This window comes from Vibrio clamense, from assembly GCF_050337905.1.
GTDB classification, from domain to species: domain Bacteria; phylum Pseudomonadota; class Gammaproteobacteria; order Enterobacterales; family Vibrionaceae; genus Vibrio; species Vibrio cortegadensis.
In genome coordinates this window covers 139,862-161,952 of record NZ_JAKJTJ010000020.1, presented here as the reverse complement: position 1 = coordinate 161,952, position 22,091 = coordinate 139,862, and the positions used below count along the sequence as shown (strand labels likewise).

Genomic DNA, 22,091 nt, shown 5'->3' with positions numbered 1-22,091 from the left:
TGGACAATTGCTTTGAAAATTAAACGATTTTTTGCCAAAGATATGCGATCAGCTCTGCTCCAAGTCAAAGAAGAACTTGGTGCTGAAGCTGTGATCATGTCTAACAAAAAAGTCGCTGGTGGGGTAGAAATTGTTGCGGCAATTGATGGCGAGCCAAATGGCACGGCACAGCGCAACGTGAGTCCTAAACCATCACGAAATGAATACACACAAGTTTCTCCTCAAGTACAACCAAAAACGAAGCGTCAGTTAGATGATGATAGGGTGAGCTTACAATCGAACCCTGCGGCTGGTAATGGCTCGTCTATGACTAAGCGTTTTGCGAATATGCTGAAACAGTATAGTGCCGGAGCGGATGACGAGAGTGAACATCGCGCTGAAAACGAAGATTCATTGTCAGCACTGCTCAATCGTCAGAATAATGGGCGAGGGGAGCCAAATTCCGGTAGTCGATACCAACAAGAATCGGGCTTGGCAAAATTAATTGCCGAAGATCGCCGTGTCGAAAGGCCAAAACCAAAACTCGATCCTACCCGCTACGATCGTCATCGCGAGCCTCAATCACCGCCCACATCAGAAAAAGATATGGAGTCGATGCGCGAGGAGATGACCTCAATACGTCGCCTGCTTGAACATCAAGTTTCTGGCCTTATGTGGCAAGAAGTTGAGCGTCGGGAACCACTCAGAGCTATGCTGATAAAAAGACTAGAGCGGATGGGTGTTTCTTCAGAGTTCGCCGATCAAATGGCATGCTACATCCCTGAAGACACGCCACCTGCCCGAGCTTGGAAAGCCTTGCTAGCATTAGTGTCAGACCAAATTTCCGTCACTAAGCAAGATATCTTGAAGCGTGGTGGCATCGTGGCTCTACTCGGCCCTACAGGAGTGGGGAAAACCACAACTGTAGCAAAACTTGCCGCAAGAGCTGCAATGGAGTACGGCGCAGACAACGTTGCATTGGTTACAACGGATACTTACCGTATCGGTGCTCATGAACAACTGTCGATTTATGGCAGAATTATGGGTTGTCCAGTAAGAGTTGCTAAAGATTCCAGTGAGTTAGCCGATGTAATATATCAGTTACGGAATCGACGTCTGATTTTGGTCGATACTGCGGGTATGGGTCAGCGTGATGTACGTCTATCAGAACAGTTAGACACACTGATGCAAGAGAGTGGCGAAGTCATACACAGTTACTTGGTGTTACCCGCGACCGCTCAGCGAAAAGTACTACAAGAAACAATCGAACACTTTAGACGTATCCCACTTTCGGGATGCATTTTGACCAAGCTTGATGAGTCATTAAGTTTGGGGGAATTTATTAGCGTAGTTGTTCAAAATGCGTTACCCATTGCGTATATTGCAAATGGACAACGCGTACCCGAAGACATCGTCATCGCTCAGCCTAAATACATGATAGCTAAAGCGAATGAGTTACTAGAGAAGTCGACAGAGAATGAACCACACTACTGGAACAGTGATTCGGAAGAATTCTAGGGCGGCGGATAAATATGACTGATAATATGATATATGATCAAGCAAGCGGCCTCCGTCGCTTAACCCAACCTTCATTGACTAAAGTGATTTCGGTTACTGGTGGCAAAGGCGGTGTAGGGAAATCAAACGTAACTCTTGGTTTGGCTATTTGTATGGCTAGACAGGGTAAGAAAGTGACCGTTTTAGATGCCGATTTAGGGCTCGCCAATGTCGATGTTATGCTAGGAATTAGAACTAAGCGTAACTTAGGGCATGTCCTAGCCGGAGAATGTGAGCTCAAAGATGCCATTGTTGAAGGGCCTCACGGGGTGAAAATTATCCCTGCGACTTCAGGCACTCAAAGCATGACAGAGCTTTCTCATGCGCAGCATGTCGGTTTAATCCGAGCGTTTGGTAGCTTAGAAGATGACATGGATGTGCTATTAATCGACACCGCAGCTGGCATCTCTGACATGGTCGTGAGCTTTTCTCGCGCAGCTCAGGATGTCGTGGTTGTGGTTTGTGATGAACCAACATCGATAACAGATGCATATGCTCTGATCAAATTACTTAGCCGTGAACACCAAGTGCAACGCTTTAAAGTTGTTGCAAATATGGTCAGAAGTTATCGAGAAGGGCGAGAATTATTTGCAAAATTGACATTGGTCACAGAGAGATTTCTAAATGTAAGCCTTGAACTTGTCGCATGTATTCCTTTAGATGATAAAGTACGACAAGCAGTTAAGAGACAAAAAATTGTTGTAGACGCATTTCCACGCTCTCCAGCAGCTCTTGCTATTAGTTCGCTAGCGAATAAAGCCTTAACATGGCCTATTCCTAAGACCCCGAGTGGTCATTTAGAGTTTTTTGTCGAACGGCTACTAAATCGCCCAGAAATTTCAGAGGAACCATTTGGTGAATAAGGCGCTTACTTACGACCAACATGCAAATCTAAGTAGCCCCCAGGCTTTTATAGAGAAATACTCGGTGTTGGTTAAACGTATCGCTCATCATCTGCTCGGTCGTTTGCCACCGAATGTATTGGTCGAAGACCTCATTCAAGCAGGCATGATTGGTCTGCTTGAAGCTCAGAAGAACTACGATGGGTCCAAAGGCGCAAGTTTTGAAACTTATGCTGGCATCAGGATCCGCGGTGCTATGCTTGATGATATTCGCAAAGGGGATTGGGTTCCTCGTTCTGTTCATCGAAACAATCGAGAAATTACTCAAGCGATATCAGAATTAGAGGGGATACTAAATAGAGACCCATCTGATGCAGAAGTGGCAAAACATATGGGGTTATCCCTAGAGCAGTATCATAGTGCGCTAACTGATATAAACAGCTCAAGAATTGTAGGCATTGAAGATCTCGGTGTATCTGATGATGCTTTATCACCTAATGAAGATGATAAAGATAATGCACCATTTCAGGGGGTTGTAGATGAGAATTTTAGAGTCGCTCTAGTTGATTCGATCAAACAACTTCCTGAGCGTGAGGCATTAGTACTTTCGCTCTACTATGATGAAGAGTTAAACTTAAAAGAAATTGGTGAAGTTTTAGGTGTCAGCGAATCTCGTGTCAGCCAAATATTAAGCCAATCAATGCAGCGTTTACGTACTAAATTAAGTGCGTGGACACAAAACGACTAACAACACTGATTTCGAGTTCAGTGGAGGCAATTTTGAACAAAAACATGAAAATCCTCATTGTTGATGACTTTTCAACGATGCGCCGTATTGTAAAAAACCTACTAAGAGACCTAGGTTTTAATAACACACAAGAAGCTGATGATGGATTAACAGCATTGCCGATGCTCAAGAAAGGTGATTTTGACTTTGTTGTAACCGACTGGAATATGCCGGGAATGCAAGGTATTGATTTGCTGAAAAACATCCGTGCTGATGCTGAGCTTAAGCATTTGCCTGTATTGATGATTACGGCTGAAGCGAAACGTGAACAAATTATTGAAGCGGCTCAAGCTGGTGTAAACGGTTATATTGTTAAGCCATTTACCGCAGCAACGCTGAAAGAAAAACTCGACAAAATATTCGAACGCTTATAAGCCAGAATACGTAATGTCTGCACTTGGTTTTTGTCTATTTAGTGATCGCCAAATATAAAAAGAGCGACATTAGACTAAGTGACTTATTAATACGAACGTTGAGTTTATAAAGGCTAGGCCCGGATGATTTCATTAGAACAAGCGAAGCAACTCGTTCAGTTGCTTGAAAATGACGAGCAGCAAGAAGCGAACCTTCTTGTCAAAAATATCTATGAAGGCAGTGATAACTTAATGCTGCAACAAATAGGTTCACTGACTCGTGATCTTCATAGCTCATTAACTCAATTCAACCTTGATGAGAGAATGAGTGAAATTGCCAATGACGAAATTCCTGATGCAAGGGATCGCCTTCAATATGTCATTGATAAAACTGAAGTAGCTGCGAATAAAACAATGGACGCCGTTGATCGTTGCTTACCTATTGCAGATAATCTTCATGAATGTCTTGTTCAGGTAAGGCCGCAATGGAACGAATTGATGCATGGGCGAATAGAGTTAAGCGAGTTTAAAGCTCTATGTCACCGCATTGATTCTTTGCTCGTTCAAGTTGAAGGTGACAGTACTGAATTACGCGGGCAACTCACCGAGATCTTGATGGCACAAGACTTCCAAGATCTTACTGGGCAGATCATTCGCAGAGTGATTACGCTTGTTGCTGAAGTCGAAGGAAGACTTGTTGAAATATTGACGGTATTTGGTACGAGTCCAACAACAGAAGAACCTAATAAAGAGAAGAAATCATCAACAGAAGCTGAAGGGCCAATATTGAACCCTGAAGAGCGTGAAGATGCAGTCGCATCACAAGATGATGTTGATGATTTATTATCCAGTCTTGGATTTTAAGGGAAACGTATGAGCTACGAGTTAGACGAAGATATTCTTCAGGACTTTTTAGTAGAAGCCGGGGAAATAATTGAGCTCCTATCTGAGCAGTTAGTAGAGCTTGAAAATAACCCTGACGATAGAGATTTACTTAATGCAATCTTCCGCGGGTTCCACACTGTAAAAGGTGGAGCAGGCTTTTTGGCACTTTCAGAACTGGTTGACACATGTCATGGTGCTGAGAATGTGTTTGATATTTTGCGTAACGGCCAAAGAAGCGTAACTGCTGGATTAATGGATACGATGCTTCGAGCATTGGATACCATCAACATTCAATTTAGTGCTGTTCAGGATCGCGAAAAACCTGAACCTGCGGATCAAGCTCTACTCGATGAGTTACACCGTTTATGCCGACCTGAATCTGAAGATGCTGCTCCTGCTGAAGCAGAAGTTGTTGAACCAGTAAAAGAGCCTGAAGTTATTAAAGCTCCTGCTGAAAGTTCTACGATTTCTAGCTCCCTGGATGAAATCTCTCAAGATGAATTTGAAAAGTTACTTGATGAATTACATGGGAAAGGTACAGCACCAAGTGCGGCTACACCTTCTGCACCAGTCACTTCTTCGTCAATAGCTTCAGCTCCAGTTGCCTCGGCCCCAAGTTCGACCGCTTCAGTGTTAGCATCTGATGGTGATATTACTGACGATGAATTTGAAAAGTTACTAGATGAATTACATGGTGCTGGACAAAGTCCTTCTGCCGCGTCGGAAAGTGCAGCTCCTGTTACACCTCCGCCAGCGCCAACACCAGCTCCGGTGGCTACATCAAGCTTCAGTAATGCAGATGACTTAATGTCAGATGAAGAGTTTGAAAACCTTCTTGACCAACTGCACGGTTCAGGTAATGGCCCGACAGCTGAAGAATTGGAAGCGGCAACGAAGCCTGCGATTGAGAATGTTGCACCACCAGCGCCTGCAGCGGCTCCAGCTCCTAAGCCAGCAGAACCAAAAGTAGCAGCACCAGCAAAATCGGCTCCTACGCCAGTAGCGAAAGAACAAGCAGCAAAAACTCCTGCCAAGGGAGGACAAAAGAAACCACAGGCTGAAGCGACCGTTCGTGTTGATACGTCAACATTAGACACCATTATGAATATGGTCGGTGAGTTAGTATTAGTCCGTAACCGTTTAGTGAGCTTAGGCTTAAATAGTAACGATGAAGAGATGGCTAAAGCTGTCTCGAATCTAGATGTTGTTACTGCTGACTTGCAAGGCGCAGTGATGAAAACGCGCATGCAGCCAATCAAGAAAGTATTTGGCCGTTTCCCTCGCGTGGTCCGTGACTTAGCAAGAAGCTTGAAGAAAGATATCGTGCTAGAAATGCGCGGTGAAGAGACGGATTTAGATAAAAACCTTGTGGAAGCACTTGCCGATCCGCTTATTCACTTAGTGAGAAACTCTGTCGATCACGGTGTTGAAATGCCGGAAGACCGTGTGAAAGCCGGTAAGCCTCGTACAGGTAAGGTAATTTTATCAGCATCACAAGAAGGTGATCATATTGAACTTGCTATCGTTGATGATGGCGGTGGTATGGACCCAGATGTATTACGTGGTATCGCCGTTAAGCGTGGTATTATGGACGAAGATGCAGCGTCTCGTTTATCTGATAAAGAGTGTTTCAATCTGATTTTTGCTCCTGGTTTCTCAAGCAAAGAGAAAATTTCAGATATCTCTGGTCGTGGTGTTGGTATGGACGTTGTAAAAACAGCCATCAATACATTAAACGGTTCGATTGACATTGATTCAGAGAAAAACAAAGGGACTAAGATAACCATCAAAGTTCCCCTGACCTTAGCCATTCTTCCTACGTTGATGGTTGGTGTTGCGGGTCATCCATTTGCGTTGCCATTGGCTTCTGTAAATGAGATTTTCCACCTAGATTTAAGCAGAACTAACGTTGTTGATGGTCAGCTAACCATTATCGTTCGTGAAAAATCAATACCACTTTTCTATCTGCAAAACTGGCTTGCGCCTAAAGATGGAATGGCAGAGCTACGTAAAGGACATGGGCACGTTGTTATTGTCCAAATCGGTAGTCAGCGAGTTGGCTTTGTTGTTGATGCATTAATTGGCCAAGAAGAGGTTGTTATTAAACCCCTTGATAACCTTCTACAAGGTACGCCAGGTATGGCAGGTGCGACAATCACAAGTGATGGTCACATTGCACTGATTCTTGATGTGCCAGATTTGTTAAAGCAGTACGCAGCAGCATCACGAATTTAAGATAAGGAAAGGTATGGCGATTAAAGTACTAGTCGTTGATGATTCGAGTTTTTTTCGTCGTCGTGTAAGCGAGATCATCAATTCAGACGCACGCCTAGAAGTTATAGATGTAGCTGTAAATGGTAAGGAAGCGGTCGAGAAGGCGAAGCGACTCAAGCCTGATGTGATCACGATGGATATCGAGATGCCGGTGATGGATGGCATTACAGCCGTCCGTCAAATCATGGCAGCTTGCCCAACACCGATTCTAATGTTCTCTTCGCTTACCCATGACGGGGCAAAAGCGACGTTAGATGCGTTAGATGCTGGTGCATTGGATTTCTTACCGAAAAAGTTTGAAGATATTGCGCGTAATCGAGACGACGCCGTTTCGCTATTACAGCAGCGTGTTATTGAGATTGCCGCGAAGCGCGTGTTTATGCGTCGTCAAGCGGTGAGATCAACACCAGCTCCGGCTCCAACATCACCTGCAGCGGGACAAAGAACCACTCTTCAAGAGCGTTCTGCGCGTCCTGTTGCGTCTAGCGTAGCGAGCAAGTTTAGAGCGTCGGGTAAAAAATATCAGTTAACCGCAATCGGAACGTCTACTGGTGGACCGGTTGCGCTACAGAAAATATTAACGAAACTACCAGCACATTACCCACATCCAATCGTGCTAATTCAGCATATGCCAGCGACATTTACCGCGGCCTTTGCGAGCCGTCTTAACTCACTTTGCAAGATACAAGTAAAGGAAGCTGAAGATGGAGATATTTTGAAACCTGGCGTTGCTTATCTCGCTCCAGGTGGAAAGCAAATGATGATTGATGGACGTCCAGGTACGGCGAAACTGCGCATTATTGATGGCGGTGAACGCATGAACTACAAACCTTGTGTTGATGTAACATTTGGCTCTGCGGCGAAAATATATGGCGATAAAGTATTATCTATGGTCCTCACTGGAATGGGTGCTGATGGTCGTGAAGGCGCGCGGATGTTGAAATCTGCGGGTGCAACGATTTGGGCTCAAAATGAAGAGAGCTGTGTGGTATATGGAATGCCTCAGGCCGTCGCTAAAGCTGGTATATCAACAGAAGATCTACCTTTAGAACGAATTTCAGAACGTATGCTAGTGGAAGTTGGCCTAGCCTAGGAATTATATTAATGATTGTTTGGAGTGTAGCAAACCAAAAAGGTGGTGTTGGGAAAACAACCACAACCGTAACATTAGCGGGTCTGCTGAGTAAGCAAGGCCATCGAGTGTTACTTGTTGATACCGATCCTCACGCGTCTTTAACTACCTATCTTGGGTTTGACTCTGATGCGGTGCCTGCAAGTTTGTTTGAACTGTTTCAACTTAAAGAGTTTACCAAGCAATCTGTTGAGCCTTTAATTTTAAAAACAGAAGTTGAAGGTATCGATATTATTCCCGCACATATGTCACTGGCAACGTTAGATCGTGTCATGGGCAACAGAGGTGGTATGGGACTCATTTTAAAACGAGCATTAGCTTCGATTGAAAATGAGTATGACTACGTACTGATAGATTGTCCTCCGATTTTGGGGGTAATGATGGTTAATGCGCTTGCTGCCAGCGATAGGATATTGATTCCTGTTCAAACTGAATTTTTAGCGATGAAAGGGCTAGAGCGCATGGTTCGAACCCTCGCAATTATGCAGAAGTCGCGTAATACACCATTTAAAGTTACCGTTGTGCCGACAATGTATGACAAACGGACTCGGGCATCTTTGCAGACACTGACACAGCTTAAGCAGGACTACCCTGATCAAGTTTGGAACTCGGCGGTACCCATTGATACTAAATTTAGAGATGCAAGTTTGAAGCGATTGCCAGCTTCGCATTTTGCTTCTGGTAGTCGTGGCGTTTTTGCTTATAAGCAGTTGTTGATTTTCCTTGAGAGGTTAACAATTGATGAGCAGTGATTACGTACTGTCGAGTGAACAAGCTCTAGATGATTACTTTAGTGCGTTGTTGGGGGAAGATACAGAGGCTGAAGTCTCTCCCTCTTTGCCGATAACGGAACTCGATATTAAACCTGAACTGAAGACCCAGCCGTTGAAGGATGAGGCTGAAAGTAGCCAGTCTCTTTCATACGCTGAGATTCAAACAGAAGATTTTGACGTACCAAACCTTGAAGATGTTCAGAAACTACTGAGTCAATTAGAGTCCACTGATATTGTTGGTGAGCTTGATATCGACAGTATTCTTGAACAAAACACAGTCGAGATCGCAACGCTTCAGGATGATATTCTGATTCAAAATAACAATATCAAACTAGACCTTGAGCCAAGTGTTGAAGTTGTTGATGAGATCCAAAGCTGGGATATTCCAGAAGAGCCTAGCGTTGATGTTTCAGTTCAAGATGAGACAGTTGAAAATGTTGGAAAATCAGATGAAAGCTTAGATACAGGCTTAGATACAAGCCCCATTGTTGAGGCTGAACAACCTGAAGTTGGTACATCGGACAATGCCAATGTTGTGACCGAAAATGAGTTAGAGACTCAGGCTGGTGGGCATCAATTTGATAACTGGCAAACTACAAGCAGAACAGAAGACTTTCAAGTACTATACTTTGACGTTAATGGTGTGACGTTTGCTGTGCCTCTCGATGAGCTAGGCGGTATTCACCAGGTAACTGAACTTAGTCATATCATTGGTAAACCAAGCTGGTATTTAGGTTTGCAAATGAATAAAGAGCACCAGTTAGATGTCGTAGACAGTGCTAAATGGGTGATGGCTGAAAAATTAGCCAATGACGATTATAAAGATAATTATCAATATATCGTGATGTTGGGTGAGAGTTCGTGGGGGCTGGCAAGTACAGAACTCATGGGAACCGAATTGTTAAATACTGACAAAGTTCGTTGGCGTGAACAGGCAGGAAAACGCCCTTGGCTTGCCGGTATGGTAAAAGAAAAAATGTGTGCCTTGATCCATGTTGAGGCAATGGTAGCTATGCTAAATGCAGGGCTAGATGTAAAAGCATTAGATTGATAAAAATTTTAGTCGGGAACGACATTAAGAGGATTGACTATGTCTCAAGCTAACGAAGTTGAAGTAAGAAAAGAACAAGGTAATGACGAAGTTCTTCAGTGGGTGACGTTCCAATTAGAACAAGAAACATATGGTATTAATGTAATGCAAGTTCGTGAAGTATTGCGTTATACCGAAATTGCTCCAGTACCGGGTGCTCCAGATTACGTTTTAGGTATCATTAATCTTCGTGGTAATGTGGTTACTGTTATTGATACGCGCTCTCGCTTTGGTCTGATGCAAGGTGAAACGACGGACAATACCCGTATTATTGTTATTGAATCTGAGCGTCAAGTGATTGGTATCTTAGTTGATAGCGTTGCTGAAGTGGTTTACCTACGTTCTTCAGAAATTGATACCACACCAAGTGTTGGTACGGATGAAAGTGCTAAGTTCATTCAAGGTGTAAGCAACCGTGACGGTAAACTTCTTATCTTGGTTGATCTAGATAAGCTGCTTACCGATGAAGAATGGGATGACATGGCTCACCTATAATGACTGATGTTTTGTCACAAAATATCCCCTTCCTGATTGGTGGGGGTGTTTTAATTGCTCTTCTGTTTGTGCTTGCCTTGTTTCGAACAAAACAAGCATCACAAAAGCTTTTTGACGCATCTCGCTTGCAAACACGGCACCTTGAGAAAGAGCTTCAAAAAGCCAATAAGCAGTTGCTAGAAGTGAGATCTGTAGTGGTTGGTCTTGGTCAGCGAGTGACTGAGCAGCAGGATATTATCAAGCATCTAAATGAGCGAGTAGTGGAGCTTGAACACGTAGATACTGATGGTCGTTTGTATACGAGAGCCAGTAAAATGGTTCAGTTAGGCGCGAGTGTCAATGAATTGATTGAAGAGTGCGAAATCCCTAAAGCGGAAGCTGAGCTTATGATGTCTCTACAAAATAAGCTTACAGGAAAAGAGAAATTGCCGCCATTGAGAGGGACCCCTCGCTCTACTGGTGAACATCGAGCATCGCCTCAATCGCCTAAAAATGTTCGACGGTAAACGGTGTACAAAACAGAAGAAGAAAAAAGAAGCCTCGGCTTCTTTTTTTGTTTTTAGGAATAAAATGCAAAATAGAGGGATGGAAATTTAGCCATATCCAATATTAATTGTGAAATTGTGATAGAACATTAACAGTTTCTTACGTAGTTTCGTGATTCGTAAAGGTCTACTCCTGTTTTGTATTCGGCTTGCTGTGTTAAGATAACTGTTATGTTTTTGTGCCGAAAAAATTTATGCTCGAAGTATCTAATTTAACTGCAATTCGCGATGAGAGAGTTTTGTTTGAATCTCTTTCCTTTAATATTCAACCGGGTGAACTTGTTCAAGTTGAAGGTAGAAATGGCACGGGTAAAACAACACTTTTACGCATTATTTCTGGCTTAGGCGAGAGAGACGAAGGTACGATTTCGTGGAAAGGTGAACAAATTGAATCTAGCCGCGATACCTACCATCAAGACTTGCTCTTTTTAGGCCATCAAACAGGAGTGAAGCGCGAGCTCACCGCATTTGAGAACCTGAATTTTTACCAATCTATTCATGGTAATAACACCTCTAGAGAAGACATTTTCCAAGCGCTCACTCAAGTTGGGCTTGCTGGTAGAGAGGATGTACCCGTCGGACAGCTTTCCGCTGGTCAACAGCGACGAGTCGCGCTGGCTCGTCTATGGTTGAGTGAACAGATTTTATGGATCCTTGATGAGCCTTTAACGGCAATTGATAAGCAAGGGGTGAAAGTGTTAGAAGCGCTTTTTCTAAAGCATGCGCAAAGTGGGGGCATAGTATTGCTCACGACCCACCAAGACATGTTTGCTGATAATCCGATACTTCGAAAAATTAAGTTGGGTGGTTAACATGATCTCAGCGATGAGCACGATTGTACGCCGCGAATTGCTAATTGCATTTCGCAGGCAAGCTGACATTTTTAACCCTCTGTGGTTTTTTATTATTGTTATTACTTTATTCCCGCTGAGTATTGGGCCGGAGCCTAATTTATTAGCGCGAATTGCGGCAGGTATTGTCTGGGTAGCGGCGCTGCTATCTGCTTTATTATCATTAGAACGACTATTCCGTGATGATTTTCAAGACGGCTCTTTAGAGCAGATGATGCTAATGCCCATCCCATTACAATTAGTTGTGATGTCAAAAGTCATCGCGCATTGGTTGTTAACGGGGTTGCCTCTTATCTTAATCAGTCCGTTACTGGCGGTGTTGCTATCGCTTGATTTCGATACTTGGTTAGCGGTCGTTCTAACCCTCTTTGTCGGAACACCTACGTTAAGTTTTATCGGTGCAATTGGTGTCGCTTTGACTGTCGGGCTGCAAAAAGGTGGCGTGCTGCTGAGCCTATTGATTTTACCTCTGTATATTCCAATCCTAATTTTTGCTACCTCAGCAATTGATGCGGCATCTTTAGGGGTGGCTTATAATGGACAACTTGCCGTTTTAGGTGCCATGTTTATGGGAGCAATGACGCTGACACCATTTGCGATTAGTGCGGCATTAAGAGTCAGTGTGAACTAATTGATTTTCGACAGCTCTAATTGAGTTAATTATAAATATAATAATCAACAACGCGTAAAAGCATTGTTAGCAATTTGAAGTAAAAGTGAGAGTGAACATGTGGAAATGGCTCCATCCCTATGCCAAACCGGAAACCGCTTATCGCCTAAGCGGCACACTTCTTCCGTGGTTTTCTGTATTAGCTTTATTGTGTTTGTTTAGCGGTAGTGTTTGGGGGTTAGCATTCGCTCCTTCAGACTATCAACAAGGCGATAGCTTCAGAATTATCTATATTCATGTGCCATCGGCTATTTGGTCTATGGGCGCTTATATGTCAATGGCAATCGCAGCATTTATTGGTCTTGTTTGGCAAGTTAGATTGTCGAATATGGCAGCAGCGGCAATGGCTCCAATCGGTGCTGTTTTTACCTTCATCGCTTTGTTGACTGGAGCGGTATGGGGTAAGCCTATGTGGGGCGCTTGGTGGGTTTGGGATGCTCGTTTAACATCTGAGCTTATTCTTTTATTCTTATATTTAGGAGTAATTGCGCTTTATCACGCATTTGACGATCAGAAAACGGCGGCTAAAGCGGCAGGTATTTTGGCTATTGTTGGTGTGATTAATCTACCTATTATTCACTTCTCAGTTGAGTGGTGGAATACCCTTCATCAAGGTGCCTCAATTACTAAATTCGATAAACCATCTATCTCTTCAGATATGCTATGGCCACTATTATTGAATATATTTGGTTTTGCATTTTTCTTTGGAGCGGTGACAATGCTGCGCTTTAGAAATGAAATCATCAGTAAAGAAAGCCATCGTCCTTGGGTACAACAATTAGCATTAGATAACGCTAAGAGAGGTAATTAACATGCATTTTGAATCATTCAGCGCGATGTTGAACATGGGCGGCTATGCGGCTTACGTATGGAGTGCTTTCGGGATTACCTTCTTATCAATGTTTATTTTGCTTATCTCAAGCATTAAGCGTGGTAAAACCTTACTTCGCGATGTACAAGCTAAAATCGATCGTCAAGCTCGAATCGATGCTGCAAAAAATATGGAGAACACACTATGACCCCAAGACGCAAAAAGAGACTTGGTATTATTCTCGCTCTTTTCATTGGTATTGGTGCCACAGTAGGTTTAATGCTATATGCACTGAATCAAAACATGGATCTGTTCTACACGCCAACGGAATTGGTCAATGGCAAAGATGATGGGACGAAACCAGAAGTCGGCCAAAGACTTCGTATCGGTGGTATGGTCGTGGTTGGGTCAGTGAAGCGTGATGTTGAATCTTTACAAGTAAGCTTCGATCTTGCGGATGTTGGTCCAAAAGTGACGATTGTTTACGATGGTATTCTTCCAGACCTTTTCCGTGAAGGCCAAGGTATTGTTGCTCAAGGGGTTCTACTTGACGCAACAACAATTGAAGCATTTGAAGTGCTTGCTAAGCATGATGAAGAGTACATGCCGCCTGAAGTGGCTGAAGCAATGAAGAAAACCCATGAGCCATTAACGTACACAGACGAACAAACTCAAGGAAGTAATCAATGATTGCTGAAATTGGTCACTTTGCTTTAATCCTATCGTTAGGGTTGGCAGTGTTACTCAGTCTGCTTCCACTGGTGGGAGCATCGAGAAATAACACCACATTGATGAATACTGCGAGACCTTTGTCTTGGGGTATGTTCATCATGCTTTGCCTATCATTTTTTATTCTATGTTGGGCTTTTTACAAAAACGATTTTACGCTGCAATATGTGGCGAGTAACTCGAATAGCTTACTTCCTTGGTACTACCGCATTACCGCTGTTTGGGGTGCTCATGAAGGCTCTTTGCTTTTATGGGTTCTCATTCAAGCAGGATGGACGGTTGCAGTAGCGACATTTAGCCGAGGCATGCCGCAAGAGTCCGTTGCGCGGGTACTCGCGGTTATGGGGATGATTTCCGTTGGTTTCTTACTGTTTATCATCGTCACTTCGAACCCATTCCTGAGAACACTGCCATTCTTCCCAATTGATGGCCGAGATCTAAACCCTCTATTACAAGACCCTGGTTTGATCATCCACCCACCAATGCTATATATGGGTTATGTTGGTTTTTCAGTGGCGTTCTCATTTGCTATCGCTTCTTTGATGACTGGTCGTTTAGATACGGCTTGGGCACGTTGGTCTCGTCCTTGGACTATCGCTGCGTGGTCATTTTTAACGGTTGGTATCGCGCTAGGTTCATGGTGGGCTTATTACGAACTTGGTTGGGGCGGCTGGTGGTTCTGGGATCCAGTAGAAAATGCTTCGTTTATGCCGTGGTTAGCGGGTACAGCATTAATGCACTCTCTTGCTGTAACAGAAAAGCGTGGCACATTTAAAGCTTGGACAGTGCTACTCGCTATTTCAGCGTTCTCTTTAAGCTTACTAGGTACCTTCCTTGTTCGTTCGGGGATTTTAGTCTCTGTTCATGCGTTTGCCTCAGATCCGGCTCGTGGCATGTTCATTCTCGGCTTCTTAGTCTTTGTGATTGGCGGTTCATTACTGCTGTTTGCAGTGAAAGGTGCATCGGTACGAGTTCGCGGCAACTTCAGTCTTATTTCACGCGAAAACGCATTGCTTTCAAATAACATTTTATTGATTGCAGCTTTGGTTGTGGTACTGGTTGGGACACTGCTTCCGCTAGTGCACAAACAGATTGGCTTAGGCTCAGTTTCAATCGGTGCTCCATTCTTTAACATGTTGTTTAGCTGGTTAATGATTCCTTTCTCGTTCCTCTTAGGTATTGGTCCTTTGGTTCGTTGGAAGCGTGACAATATGTCAGCACTGATCAAACCAATGTTGATCTCTGGTGTTGGGTCATTCACTTTAGCCGCAGCTATGGTTTGGCTATTGGCAGACCGATTCACTGGAATGGCCTACATGGGCTGGGTTATGGCGTTATGGATTGTGTTCATGCACAGCTTTGAGCTGTATGAACGTGCAACTCACCGTCACGATTTTTTCACAGGGTTAAGAAAACTTCAGCGCAGTCACTGGGCGATGATGTTCGCACATATTGGTTTGGCTGTTACTGTGATTGGTATCGCAATGGTGCAGAACTACAGCATTGAACGTGATGTTCGTCTTGCGCCAGGTGAGCACTTCCAAATAGAAGATTACAATTTCTACTTCTCCGGCGTACGAGATGAAGATGGACCAAACTATGATGGTTACATCGCTGATTTTGAAATCACGCAACAAGGTAAGTACGTTAATACGCTACACGCTGAAAAACGTTTCTACACAACAACTCGTTCAATGATGACAGAAGCTGCTATCGACAGCGGTTTCACTCGTGATTTATACATTGCAATGGGTGAGAGACTGGATGATAACCGCTCATGGGCTGTTCGAATTTACTATAAACCCTTTATTCGTTGGATCTGGGCTGGTTCAATATTGATGGCACTAGGTGGTTTAATCGCAATTAGTGATAGACGCTACCGCTTCCGTAAATCGTCATCATCAAAAACAACCAGCAGTGAACAAGAGAAGGTCGCGTAGATGAACAAGAAAATATTATTTGTCCCACTGGTTATGTTTATGGTTCTAGCGGCGGTTTTTGCATCGCAGCTTGTTCGAAACTCTTCAGGTGATGACCCGACCAAATTGGAATCGGTATTGATTGGTAAACAAGTTCCAGAGTTTCGTTTAGAAGACTTAGCTCAACCAGGAAAGTTGCATGATCAAGCTATTTTCAAGGGCGAACCATTGCTGTTGAATGTTTGGGCTACCTGGTGTCCGACATGTTATGCCGAGCATCAATACCTTAATGAATTGTCGTCAGATGGTGTGAAAATCATTGGTCTTAACTATAAAGATCAGCGTGATAAAGCGGTGCAGTGGTTAACTGAATTAGGCAACCCATACCTGATTAGCCTGTTTGATGGTGATGGTATGTTAGGGCTAGATCTTGGCGTGTATGGCGCACCTGAAACTTTTTTAATTGATGCAAATGGCGTAGTCCGCTATCGCCATGTTGGTGATGTTAATCCAGCTAACTGGAAAGAGACATTGCAACCAATGTATCAAGCTCTTCTGGAGGAGGCGAAATGATGAAACGTATCTTCGTTGCTTTTATGACGAGCATGCTTCTGTCAATTTCAGCTTATGCCACAATTGAAGTTCATGAGTTTGATAACTTTGAACAAGAGCAGCAATTCAAAGAGCTAAGTAACACGTTGCGTTGCCCTAAGTGTCAAAATAATACGATTGGTGACTCTAACGCAGAATTAGCACAAGATCTTCGCCAAAAAGTATATGAAATGACGAAAGCAGGAAAGTCGGAGCAGGAGATCATTGACTATATGATCGCTCGCTATGGCAATTTCGTTACTTATAACCCGCCGTTGACTCTAGCAACATCGGTGTTATGGGGTGGACCACTGTTTGTCATCGTTCTAGGTTTTGCTCTGATTGTGGTACGCAGCCGCAAATCTAAAGTGGTAAAAACGGCAGAATCTAAAGAGTGGGATGAAGAGAAAGAAGCACGTTTGAAATCGTTGCTTAATGAAGAAAAAGACGGAGATAAACAGTAATGACGTTATTTTGGATATCGAGTCTAGTTCTTACTCTTATTAGTTGCCTCTTTATTGCGATGCCTTTCATTAAAAAAAAGGCAAATAATGATGAAGCACTACGCGATGAATTAAACAAAGCTCTCTACAAAGATCGTTTATCTGAACTTGAAGAAGAAGCCGATGAAGGGCTTGTGGATGATCAACAAGATCTGATTTCAGACCTGAAGCAGTCGCTTTTGGATGACATCCCTACGGAGCAAAAAAACAGTCGTGGTAGCGAAATACCGGCGGCCGTTATTTTACTACCATCGTTTTTATTGGTGATTGCACTCTCTTATGCCATGTATATGAAGTTTGGTGCGATAGATAAAGTGCAGCAATGGCAAGACGTTTCAGCCAATTTACCGGCATTAACGAAGAAATTGATGTCTCCAGAAGGCGATGCATTAACTGATGATGAGATGCAAGACCTGACGTTAGCACTTCGTACTCGCTTACATTATCAACCTGAAGATTCTACAGGGTGGTTGCTACTTGGGCGAATTGGGTTAGCGAACCGTGATGTTGAAACTGCCATTAACTCTATGCGCAAGGCGTATAGATTCGAACCAGAGAATGAAGATGTTAAATTGGGTTATGCTCAAGCTCTGATGTTGTCTCAAGATGAAGCTGATCAAGACAAAGCGCGTCGATTGCTCGGTAGCCTCGTTCAGGAAGACTATGTCGATTTGCGAGTCTTTTCTCTACTTGGTTTTGATGCTTTTGAGCGTCAGGATTATCCGGCTGCGGTTAAATACTGGAGTATTATGCAGCAAATGATTGGCCCTGATGATAGCCGTTATACTATGTTGGCTCGTAGTATTGAGAATGCTAAGAAGAAAATGGGCGTTGAAGCGACTCCAAGTGGTAAAAATGTCGCGGTTACTATCTCATTAGGTGCTCAAGTTAATCCATCAAGTAACGCCGTTTTGGTCGTTTCAGTGCATAGTGCTGATGGCGCGCCAATGCCAATTGCTGCTGCTCGATATCCTTTAGGTTCATTCCCAAGAACGATCGTATTGGATGACGGCAATAGTATGATGCAAGGTCGTAAACTATCGGATCTAGAGAGCTTAATTGTTCGAGCTAGACTGGATAGTGACGGAAATGTTTCAACGCGAGATGGTGATTGGTATGGTGAAAGCTCAGTCGTTTCTCTTGGTGAACCTGCATCGTTGAAGATTGAGCAGCAATACTGATGTAGTTAAACGGTTGATTACATATTAAATATACTTATTTCTATGGTATTGAATATCAGTATAATAAGTATATTGCTACTTAGGCCAGCATCGCTGGCCTTATTTATGGAAGATAAAATGCTAACACGCGGATTACAATTACATTTAAGTCTGTTTTTAGCTTTGATGACGGTGGGTTGTTCTAGCGCACCGGAAAAGCAAGTCATTGATGAAAGTAATGCTGTGAATGGAACTGACTCTACAGCTAATATCGATGAAACACACCCTAACGATCCCTTTGAAAGCTTTAACCGAGCAATGTGGGATATCAACTACGACTACCTTGACCCCTATTTAGTGCGTCCTGTATCTGTCGCCTATGTTGAATATGTTCCGCACCCAATACGCTTAGGTATTATTAACGTGCTTGCCAATTTAGATGAACCTTCTAGCATGGTGAATAACCTCGTAATGGGTAATGGAGAGCAAGCGGTCAATCACTTTAACCGCTTTTGGATTAACACTACGTTTGGTTTGGTGGGCTTAATTGATATTGCATCAGAAGCAGGAATACCTAAAAACGATGATAAAGCGTTCAGTGATGCGCTTGGTCATTATGGTGTCGGCAACGGCCCGTATTTGATGCTCCCTGGTTACGGACCTTATACGGTTCGAGAAGTCACCGATACCGTTGATGGAATGTATGTGCCGCTTAGTTATTTGAATGTTTGGGCTGGGCTAGGTAAGTGGGCGTTAGAGGGGATGGAAAAACGAGTGCAGTTGATTCCTCAAGAGGGACAGCTAAAAACGTCGCCAGATCCATATGCATTGTCTCGTGAGGTATTCTTGCAGCGCCAAGATTTTAAGGCTGAAATTAACACCACGGCTGAATTTGATGAAGATGAAGAAGCTTATCTTGATGAATATCTAGATGAAGAGTTTTAATAGTTTTTGTCATTATTGATAAAAAAGGCTTGGTATGAAACCAAGCCTTTTTTGTACTAAGAAGCTTTTTGCTAAGAAACTCTTTATTCAGAAGCTCTTTATTAAGAAACCTTTTATTAAGAAATTCTTTATTCAAAAACTTTTGATTCAGAAACGGAATTAGAAAACGTAGTTAGCTTGAACACCGATCAACCAAACATTACCCGTTACTTCGCCTTCGAATGAGCCACCAAAAAGGTTCGCTGCCCCATCATCTTCATGCATATCCGCATCTTTTGCTAAAATATAGGTGTAGCCAGCGTCTAGAGAAAGTTGGTTAGACCATTGGTAGCTTGCACCAACACTTAACCATGTACGGTCGGTTTCTGGGATGGTTGCCGTACGGTCGGCTTCGTCTACTGCTGAAGTGTCGTAAGCAACACCTGTGCGTAATGCTAATTTTGGCGTAGCTTGATAAGTTGAACCAATGGCGAAACGATAGTTGTCTTTCCAGTTCTCTTTTTTAATCTCAACGCTGTTCTCACCAGGGAAATCAGCGACTAATTTTTCGAAGCTGCTCCAATCAGTCCAGTTTAAACTTGCGTGAACGGCTACTTTTTCTGTTAATTGATGGAAGCTTGCAAGTTCTGCAGTTGCCGGAAGGGCTAGCTCCATAGAACCATTTTTCTTAGCAGCAGGGTTCGCCGGATTAAAACCGAAACCTTCCGCATGTCCTTCAAGTGTCAGTGCAACTTCAGATTTATAAGCAAAACCAATACGATGTTCATCATTAATCTGCCAAGCGGTACCTATTTGCCAAGCCCATGCTTTATCATCCCCTTCCATGTATTTTAGAGTGGTGCCTGCTGGTACTGGGATTAATGAGTTTTCGGTAGAAACAGCGCCAAAGCTGCCTTCTGCGATTACATAGCGAACACCGCCACCGACACTTACTTGTTCATTTAATTGGTAAGCAACGTTGAGGTTTAGTTCTTTACTGATCACGCTTGCTTCGTTGCCGTGGTTAGCACCAGCAAAGTCAGTACCAAGATCCGTTTCCATGCCGTAGTTAGTGCTTAGTGCAACACCAACGGCAAATTGGTCATTATATTTGTGGGAAATATAAAGGTTCGGGATGATCGCATCGTGAGCAAAGTCGTGTGATTCAGCTTTAATGCTGCCAGCACTTGTGCCGTCAACGTCAATATTTGGGTTTACATAAATAGCACCAGTTGAGATCTGTGTCCCTTCTAAATAAGTCAACATTGCAGGGTTGCGCCACTGTGCACTTGCATTGTCGGCCATTGCCGCTTCACCAGCATAAGCACGGCCAAGACCGGTTGCTGAATATTCAGCAAGCTGAAAACCTGCCGCGTTAGTGGCGCTTGATACAGATGCGAGGCTAAAAGCGACCGCTAAAGATAGAAGAGTTTTATTTGATTTCATTATAATGTTCGCTGAACTGATAAAATTTAGTAGCGTGATTCTAATGTTAGAGTGATTACTTTAAAAATGTAATTCGATGAAAAGCATGTTTTGAGGATAAATGGCTAGATTTAATTTTTATATAGATGTTTATGCTAATTGTTGCGAGAAGGTTTTGATTTTTGAGCGAACACATGTGGTATGGAATAGGCAGTTTCGCTAACAACTGTACACTGAAAATATGATATTGAAGTATAGCAGCCACAAAAAAAGGCTGGAAAACCAGCCTTTTACATAGAGTGCTAAATAGCTTGTGCTTAGAAAGTACGGCTGTACTGTAAGCCGACTAAGATTGCATCTGCATGAGTTGTGGCACTGATCGATGAGATGTTATCCCCACCAATGATGCCTGCTGCTGGGTTTTCTGTGGATTCATTAACTTTCACATCTTTGCCTAGTAGGTAAGTGAAACCGAAATCGATATTGGACTTTTCAGTGATGTGGTAAGTGAAACCTGTAGAGAACCATTGGCGATCTGAATCAGGTACTGAAATTGAAGTTACCTGATCTTGAGCACTTGTGTCGTACATGTAACCAGCACGCAGAGTCCACTTATTATTGAGGTAGTATGTACCGCCAATTGAGTAGTGCCATCCATCTTGCCATTGATATTCATTAAGAGTACCAATGCCATCAGCTTCTAATACATCAAACTCACCCCAAGTGATTAGCTGTACGCTGTAATGTAATGCAAATTTAGTATTTTCGATTTTGTGGAAACCAGAAAACTCTGCAATATCAGGCAATGGAATGTATAGCGTATCGCTTGTCTGACCTAGGTAATTGATATCACCTTCAGCTTCTAATCTTGGAGCGTAATGATAAGCTAAGCCAAAACGGTTATTTTCATCTAATTCGTAAACAGAACCTAAGTTGAAACCAACCGCCCAACCGTCCGCTTCTGCATCTAAAGCTGTAGAACCTGGTTGTGGAAATGGAGCAAAACCAGGAGTTGCAACTGCTGAACTCATAGTTCGCTCAAGAGTACCTTTACCATAAATGAAATCTAATCCAGCACCAAAACTCCACTGTTCATTCACTCGGTATGAACCTGCAACACCAACGTTGACACTTTTTACATCTGTTAAACCTGCATACTCCCCACCGACATAGCTGTCGCTAAATTCAGTTTTGGTACCAAAGTTAGAGTAAGCATTCACACCAACTGCAAACTTGTCGTTAATTGGGACAATTAAGTGAATATTTGGTGCTATAGATGTATCACCAGCGTCATCATAATTTGCATTATGAGTCGCGCCATCGAAACCAGTGTATTGTGCATCTTTTACTTCAATCATTGAAGTGATGCTTTCGAAACCGATGGAGAAAGCGGTTTCATCGAATAGTGCCATTGCTGCTGGGTTACGCGCCATGACAGAAGCGTTATCAGCAATTACCGCATCACCAGCAAATGCACGGCCAATACCGGTTGCTGATTGTGCGTTAATTTGGAAACCTGCCGCCATTGCTTGGCTAGAGGCTAAAGTAATTGTCACTGCTAAAAGAGACTTTTTAAACAGACGCGTTTTATTAGTCATTAGTGTTTTCCTTGAGATGTCCCGCCTCTAATAGGGCGATTTAATTTGAGTTAATACTCAGTTGGGAACGGATAATAGCGGTTAGTATAAGGTATAGAAATCCGACCATTGAATTAAATGTCGACAAAATTACAGAAATGATGGCTATCTGGCACGATATTGGTTGTAAATGCATGGTTTTAGAGTTTTAACTCTAAG

23 protein-coding genes are annotated in these 22,091 nt (G+C 43.1%); 21 read left to right on the top strand and 2 right to left on the bottom strand.

All coding sequences use genetic code 11. The features are described from left to right. Window positions 1–12 precede the first annotated feature (12 nt). The 21 genes from flhF to L4C39_RS05730 all read left to right on the top strand — a co-directional run bounded on the left by flhF (window position 13) and on the right by L4C39_RS05730 (window position 18,891). Complete coding sequence (gene flhF / locus L4C39_RS05830) at window positions 13–1,497, top strand: flagellar biosynthesis GTPase FlhF (protein WP_017052490.1); 1,485 nt, start codon at window positions 13–15, stop codon at window positions 1,495–1,497. 14 nt (window positions 1,498–1,511) lie between these two features. Further along, complete coding sequence (locus tag L4C39_RS05825) at window positions 1,512–2,399, top strand: MinD/ParA family protein (protein WP_017052489.1); 888 nt, start codon at window positions 1,512–1,514, stop codon at window positions 2,397–2,399. Further along, the gene (locus tag L4C39_RS05820) at window positions 2,392–3,126 is read left to right on the top strand and encodes an RNA polymerase sigma factor FliA (RefSeq protein ID WP_429744962.1); all 735 of its coding nucleotides are present in this window, start codon (window positions 2,392–2,394) and stop codon (window positions 3,124–3,126) included. The genes L4C39_RS05825 and L4C39_RS05820 overlap by 8 nt, the downstream gene beginning before the upstream one ends. A 44-nt stretch (window positions 3,127–3,170) precedes the next feature. Further along, on the top strand, window positions 3,171–3,539 hold the full coding sequence (gene cheY / locus L4C39_RS05815) for a chemotaxis response regulator CheY (protein WP_017052487.1): 369 nt from the start codon (window positions 3,171–3,173) through the stop codon (window positions 3,537–3,539). 123 nt (window positions 3,540–3,662) lie between these two features. After that, entirely contained in the window at window positions 3,663–4,382 is a 720-nt protein-coding gene (locus tag L4C39_RS05810) for a protein phosphatase CheZ (protein WP_017052486.1), read from the top strand. Window positions 4,383–4,391: 9 nt separating this feature from the next. Next, on the top strand, window positions 4,392–6,638 hold the full coding sequence (locus tag L4C39_RS05805) for a chemotaxis protein CheA (RefSeq protein WP_429744960.1): 2,247 nt from the start codon (window positions 4,392–4,394) through the stop codon (window positions 6,636–6,638). Between the two features lie 13 nt (window positions 6,639–6,651). Next, on the top strand, window positions 6,652–7,770 hold the full coding sequence (locus L4C39_RS05800) for a protein-glutamate methylesterase/protein-glutamine glutaminase (RefSeq protein WP_017052484.1): 1,119 nt from the start codon (window positions 6,652–6,654) through the stop codon (window positions 7,768–7,770). A gap of 11 nt (window positions 7,771–7,781) precedes the next feature. Beyond that, complete coding sequence (locus L4C39_RS05795) at window positions 7,782–8,561, top strand: ParA family protein (RefSeq protein WP_017052483.1); 780 nt, start codon at window positions 7,782–7,784, stop codon at window positions 8,559–8,561. After that, window positions 8,551–9,633 carry a chemotaxis protein CheW gene (locus tag L4C39_RS05790; protein ID WP_429744957.1) on the top strand — a complete coding sequence of 361 codons (1,083 nt, stop codon included), beginning with the start codon at window positions 8,551–8,553 and terminating at the stop codon, window positions 9,631–9,633. Before L4C39_RS05795 ends, L4C39_RS05790 begins: the two co-directional genes overlap by 11 nt. Window positions 9,634–9,672: 39 nt before the next feature. Beyond that, the gene (locus tag L4C39_RS05785) at window positions 9,673–10,167 is read left to right on the top strand and encodes a chemotaxis protein CheW (protein WP_017052481.1); all 495 of its coding nucleotides are present in this window, start codon (window positions 9,673–9,675) and stop codon (window positions 10,165–10,167) included. Beyond that, window positions 10,167–10,673: a DUF2802 domain-containing protein gene (locus L4C39_RS05780; protein WP_017052480.1), complete on the top strand. Its 507-nt coding sequence runs from the start codon at window positions 10,167–10,169 to the stop codon at window positions 10,671–10,673. The genes L4C39_RS05785 and L4C39_RS05780 overlap by 1 nt, the downstream gene beginning before the upstream one ends. A 233-nt stretch (window positions 10,674–10,906) precedes the next feature. Further along, a complete protein-coding gene (gene ccmA, locus L4C39_RS05775; RefSeq protein ID WP_017052479.1) occupies window positions 10,907–11,524 on the top strand; it encodes a cytochrome c biogenesis heme-transporting ATPase CcmA in 618 nt (205 codons plus the stop codon). 1 nt (window position 11,525) lies between these two features. After that, window positions 11,526–12,194: a heme exporter protein CcmB gene (gene ccmB, locus L4C39_RS05770; RefSeq protein ID WP_017052478.1), complete on the top strand. Its 669-nt coding sequence runs from the start codon at window positions 11,526–11,528 to the stop codon at window positions 12,192–12,194. A 97-nt stretch (window positions 12,195–12,291) separates the two neighbouring features. After that, window positions 12,292–13,044: a heme ABC transporter permease gene (locus tag L4C39_RS05765; RefSeq protein WP_017052477.1), complete on the top strand. Its 753-nt coding sequence runs from the start codon at window positions 12,292–12,294 to the stop codon at window positions 13,042–13,044. Window position 13,045: 1 nt separating this feature from the next. Then, window positions 13,046–13,252 (top strand): heme exporter protein CcmD, encoded by a 207-nt coding sequence (gene ccmD / locus L4C39_RS05760; protein WP_017052476.1) that lies wholly within the window; start codon window positions 13,046–13,048, stop codon window positions 13,250–13,252. Continuing rightward, window positions 13,249–13,734 (top strand): cytochrome c maturation protein CcmE, encoded by a 486-nt coding sequence (gene ccmE, locus L4C39_RS05755; RefSeq protein ID WP_113796798.1) that lies wholly within the window; start codon window positions 13,249–13,251, stop codon window positions 13,732–13,734. The genes ccmD and ccmE overlap by 4 nt, the downstream gene beginning before the upstream one ends. After that, entirely contained in the window at window positions 13,731–15,713 is a 1,983-nt protein-coding gene (locus L4C39_RS05750) for a heme lyase CcmF/NrfE family subunit (protein ID WP_017052474.1), read from the top strand. The genes ccmE and L4C39_RS05750 overlap by 4 nt, the downstream gene beginning before the upstream one ends. Beyond that, entirely contained in the window at window positions 15,714–16,265 is a 552-nt protein-coding gene (locus L4C39_RS05745; RefSeq protein WP_113796801.1) for a DsbE family thiol:disulfide interchange protein, read from the top strand. Further along, window positions 16,262–16,747, top strand: coding sequence for a cytochrome c-type biogenesis protein (locus tag L4C39_RS05740; protein ID WP_017052472.1), 486 nt, complete (start codon window positions 16,262–16,264; stop codon window positions 16,745–16,747). The genes L4C39_RS05745 and L4C39_RS05740 overlap by 4 nt, the downstream gene beginning before the upstream one ends. After that, window positions 16,747–17,967: a c-type cytochrome biogenesis protein CcmI gene (ccmI, locus tag L4C39_RS05735; RefSeq protein ID WP_429744952.1), complete on the top strand. Its 1,221-nt coding sequence runs from the start codon at window positions 16,747–16,749 to the stop codon at window positions 17,965–17,967. The genes L4C39_RS05740 and ccmI overlap by 1 nt, the downstream gene beginning before the upstream one ends. Window positions 17,968–18,084: 117 nt before the next feature. After that, on the top strand, window positions 18,085–18,891 hold the full coding sequence (locus L4C39_RS05730; RefSeq protein WP_429744950.1) for an MlaA family lipoprotein: 807 nt from the start codon (window positions 18,085–18,087) through the stop codon (window positions 18,889–18,891). Between the two features lie 159 nt (window positions 18,892–19,050). On the opposite strand, the gene L4C39_RS05725 is transcribed toward L4C39_RS05730, so the two are convergent. Both L4C39_RS05725 and L4C39_RS05720 read right to left on the bottom strand, forming a co-directional pair. After that, window positions 19,051–20,316: an outer membrane protein transport protein gene (locus tag L4C39_RS05725; protein ID WP_429744948.1), complete on the bottom strand. Its 1,266-nt coding sequence runs from the start codon at window positions 20,314–20,316 to the stop codon at window positions 19,051–19,053. A 296-nt stretch (window positions 20,317–20,612) separates the two neighbouring features. Beyond that, window positions 20,613–21,893: an outer membrane protein transport protein gene (locus L4C39_RS05720; RefSeq protein WP_429744946.1), complete on the bottom strand. Its 1,281-nt coding sequence runs from the start codon at window positions 21,891–21,893 to the stop codon at window positions 20,613–20,615. Window positions 21,894–22,091 lie beyond the last annotated feature (198 nt).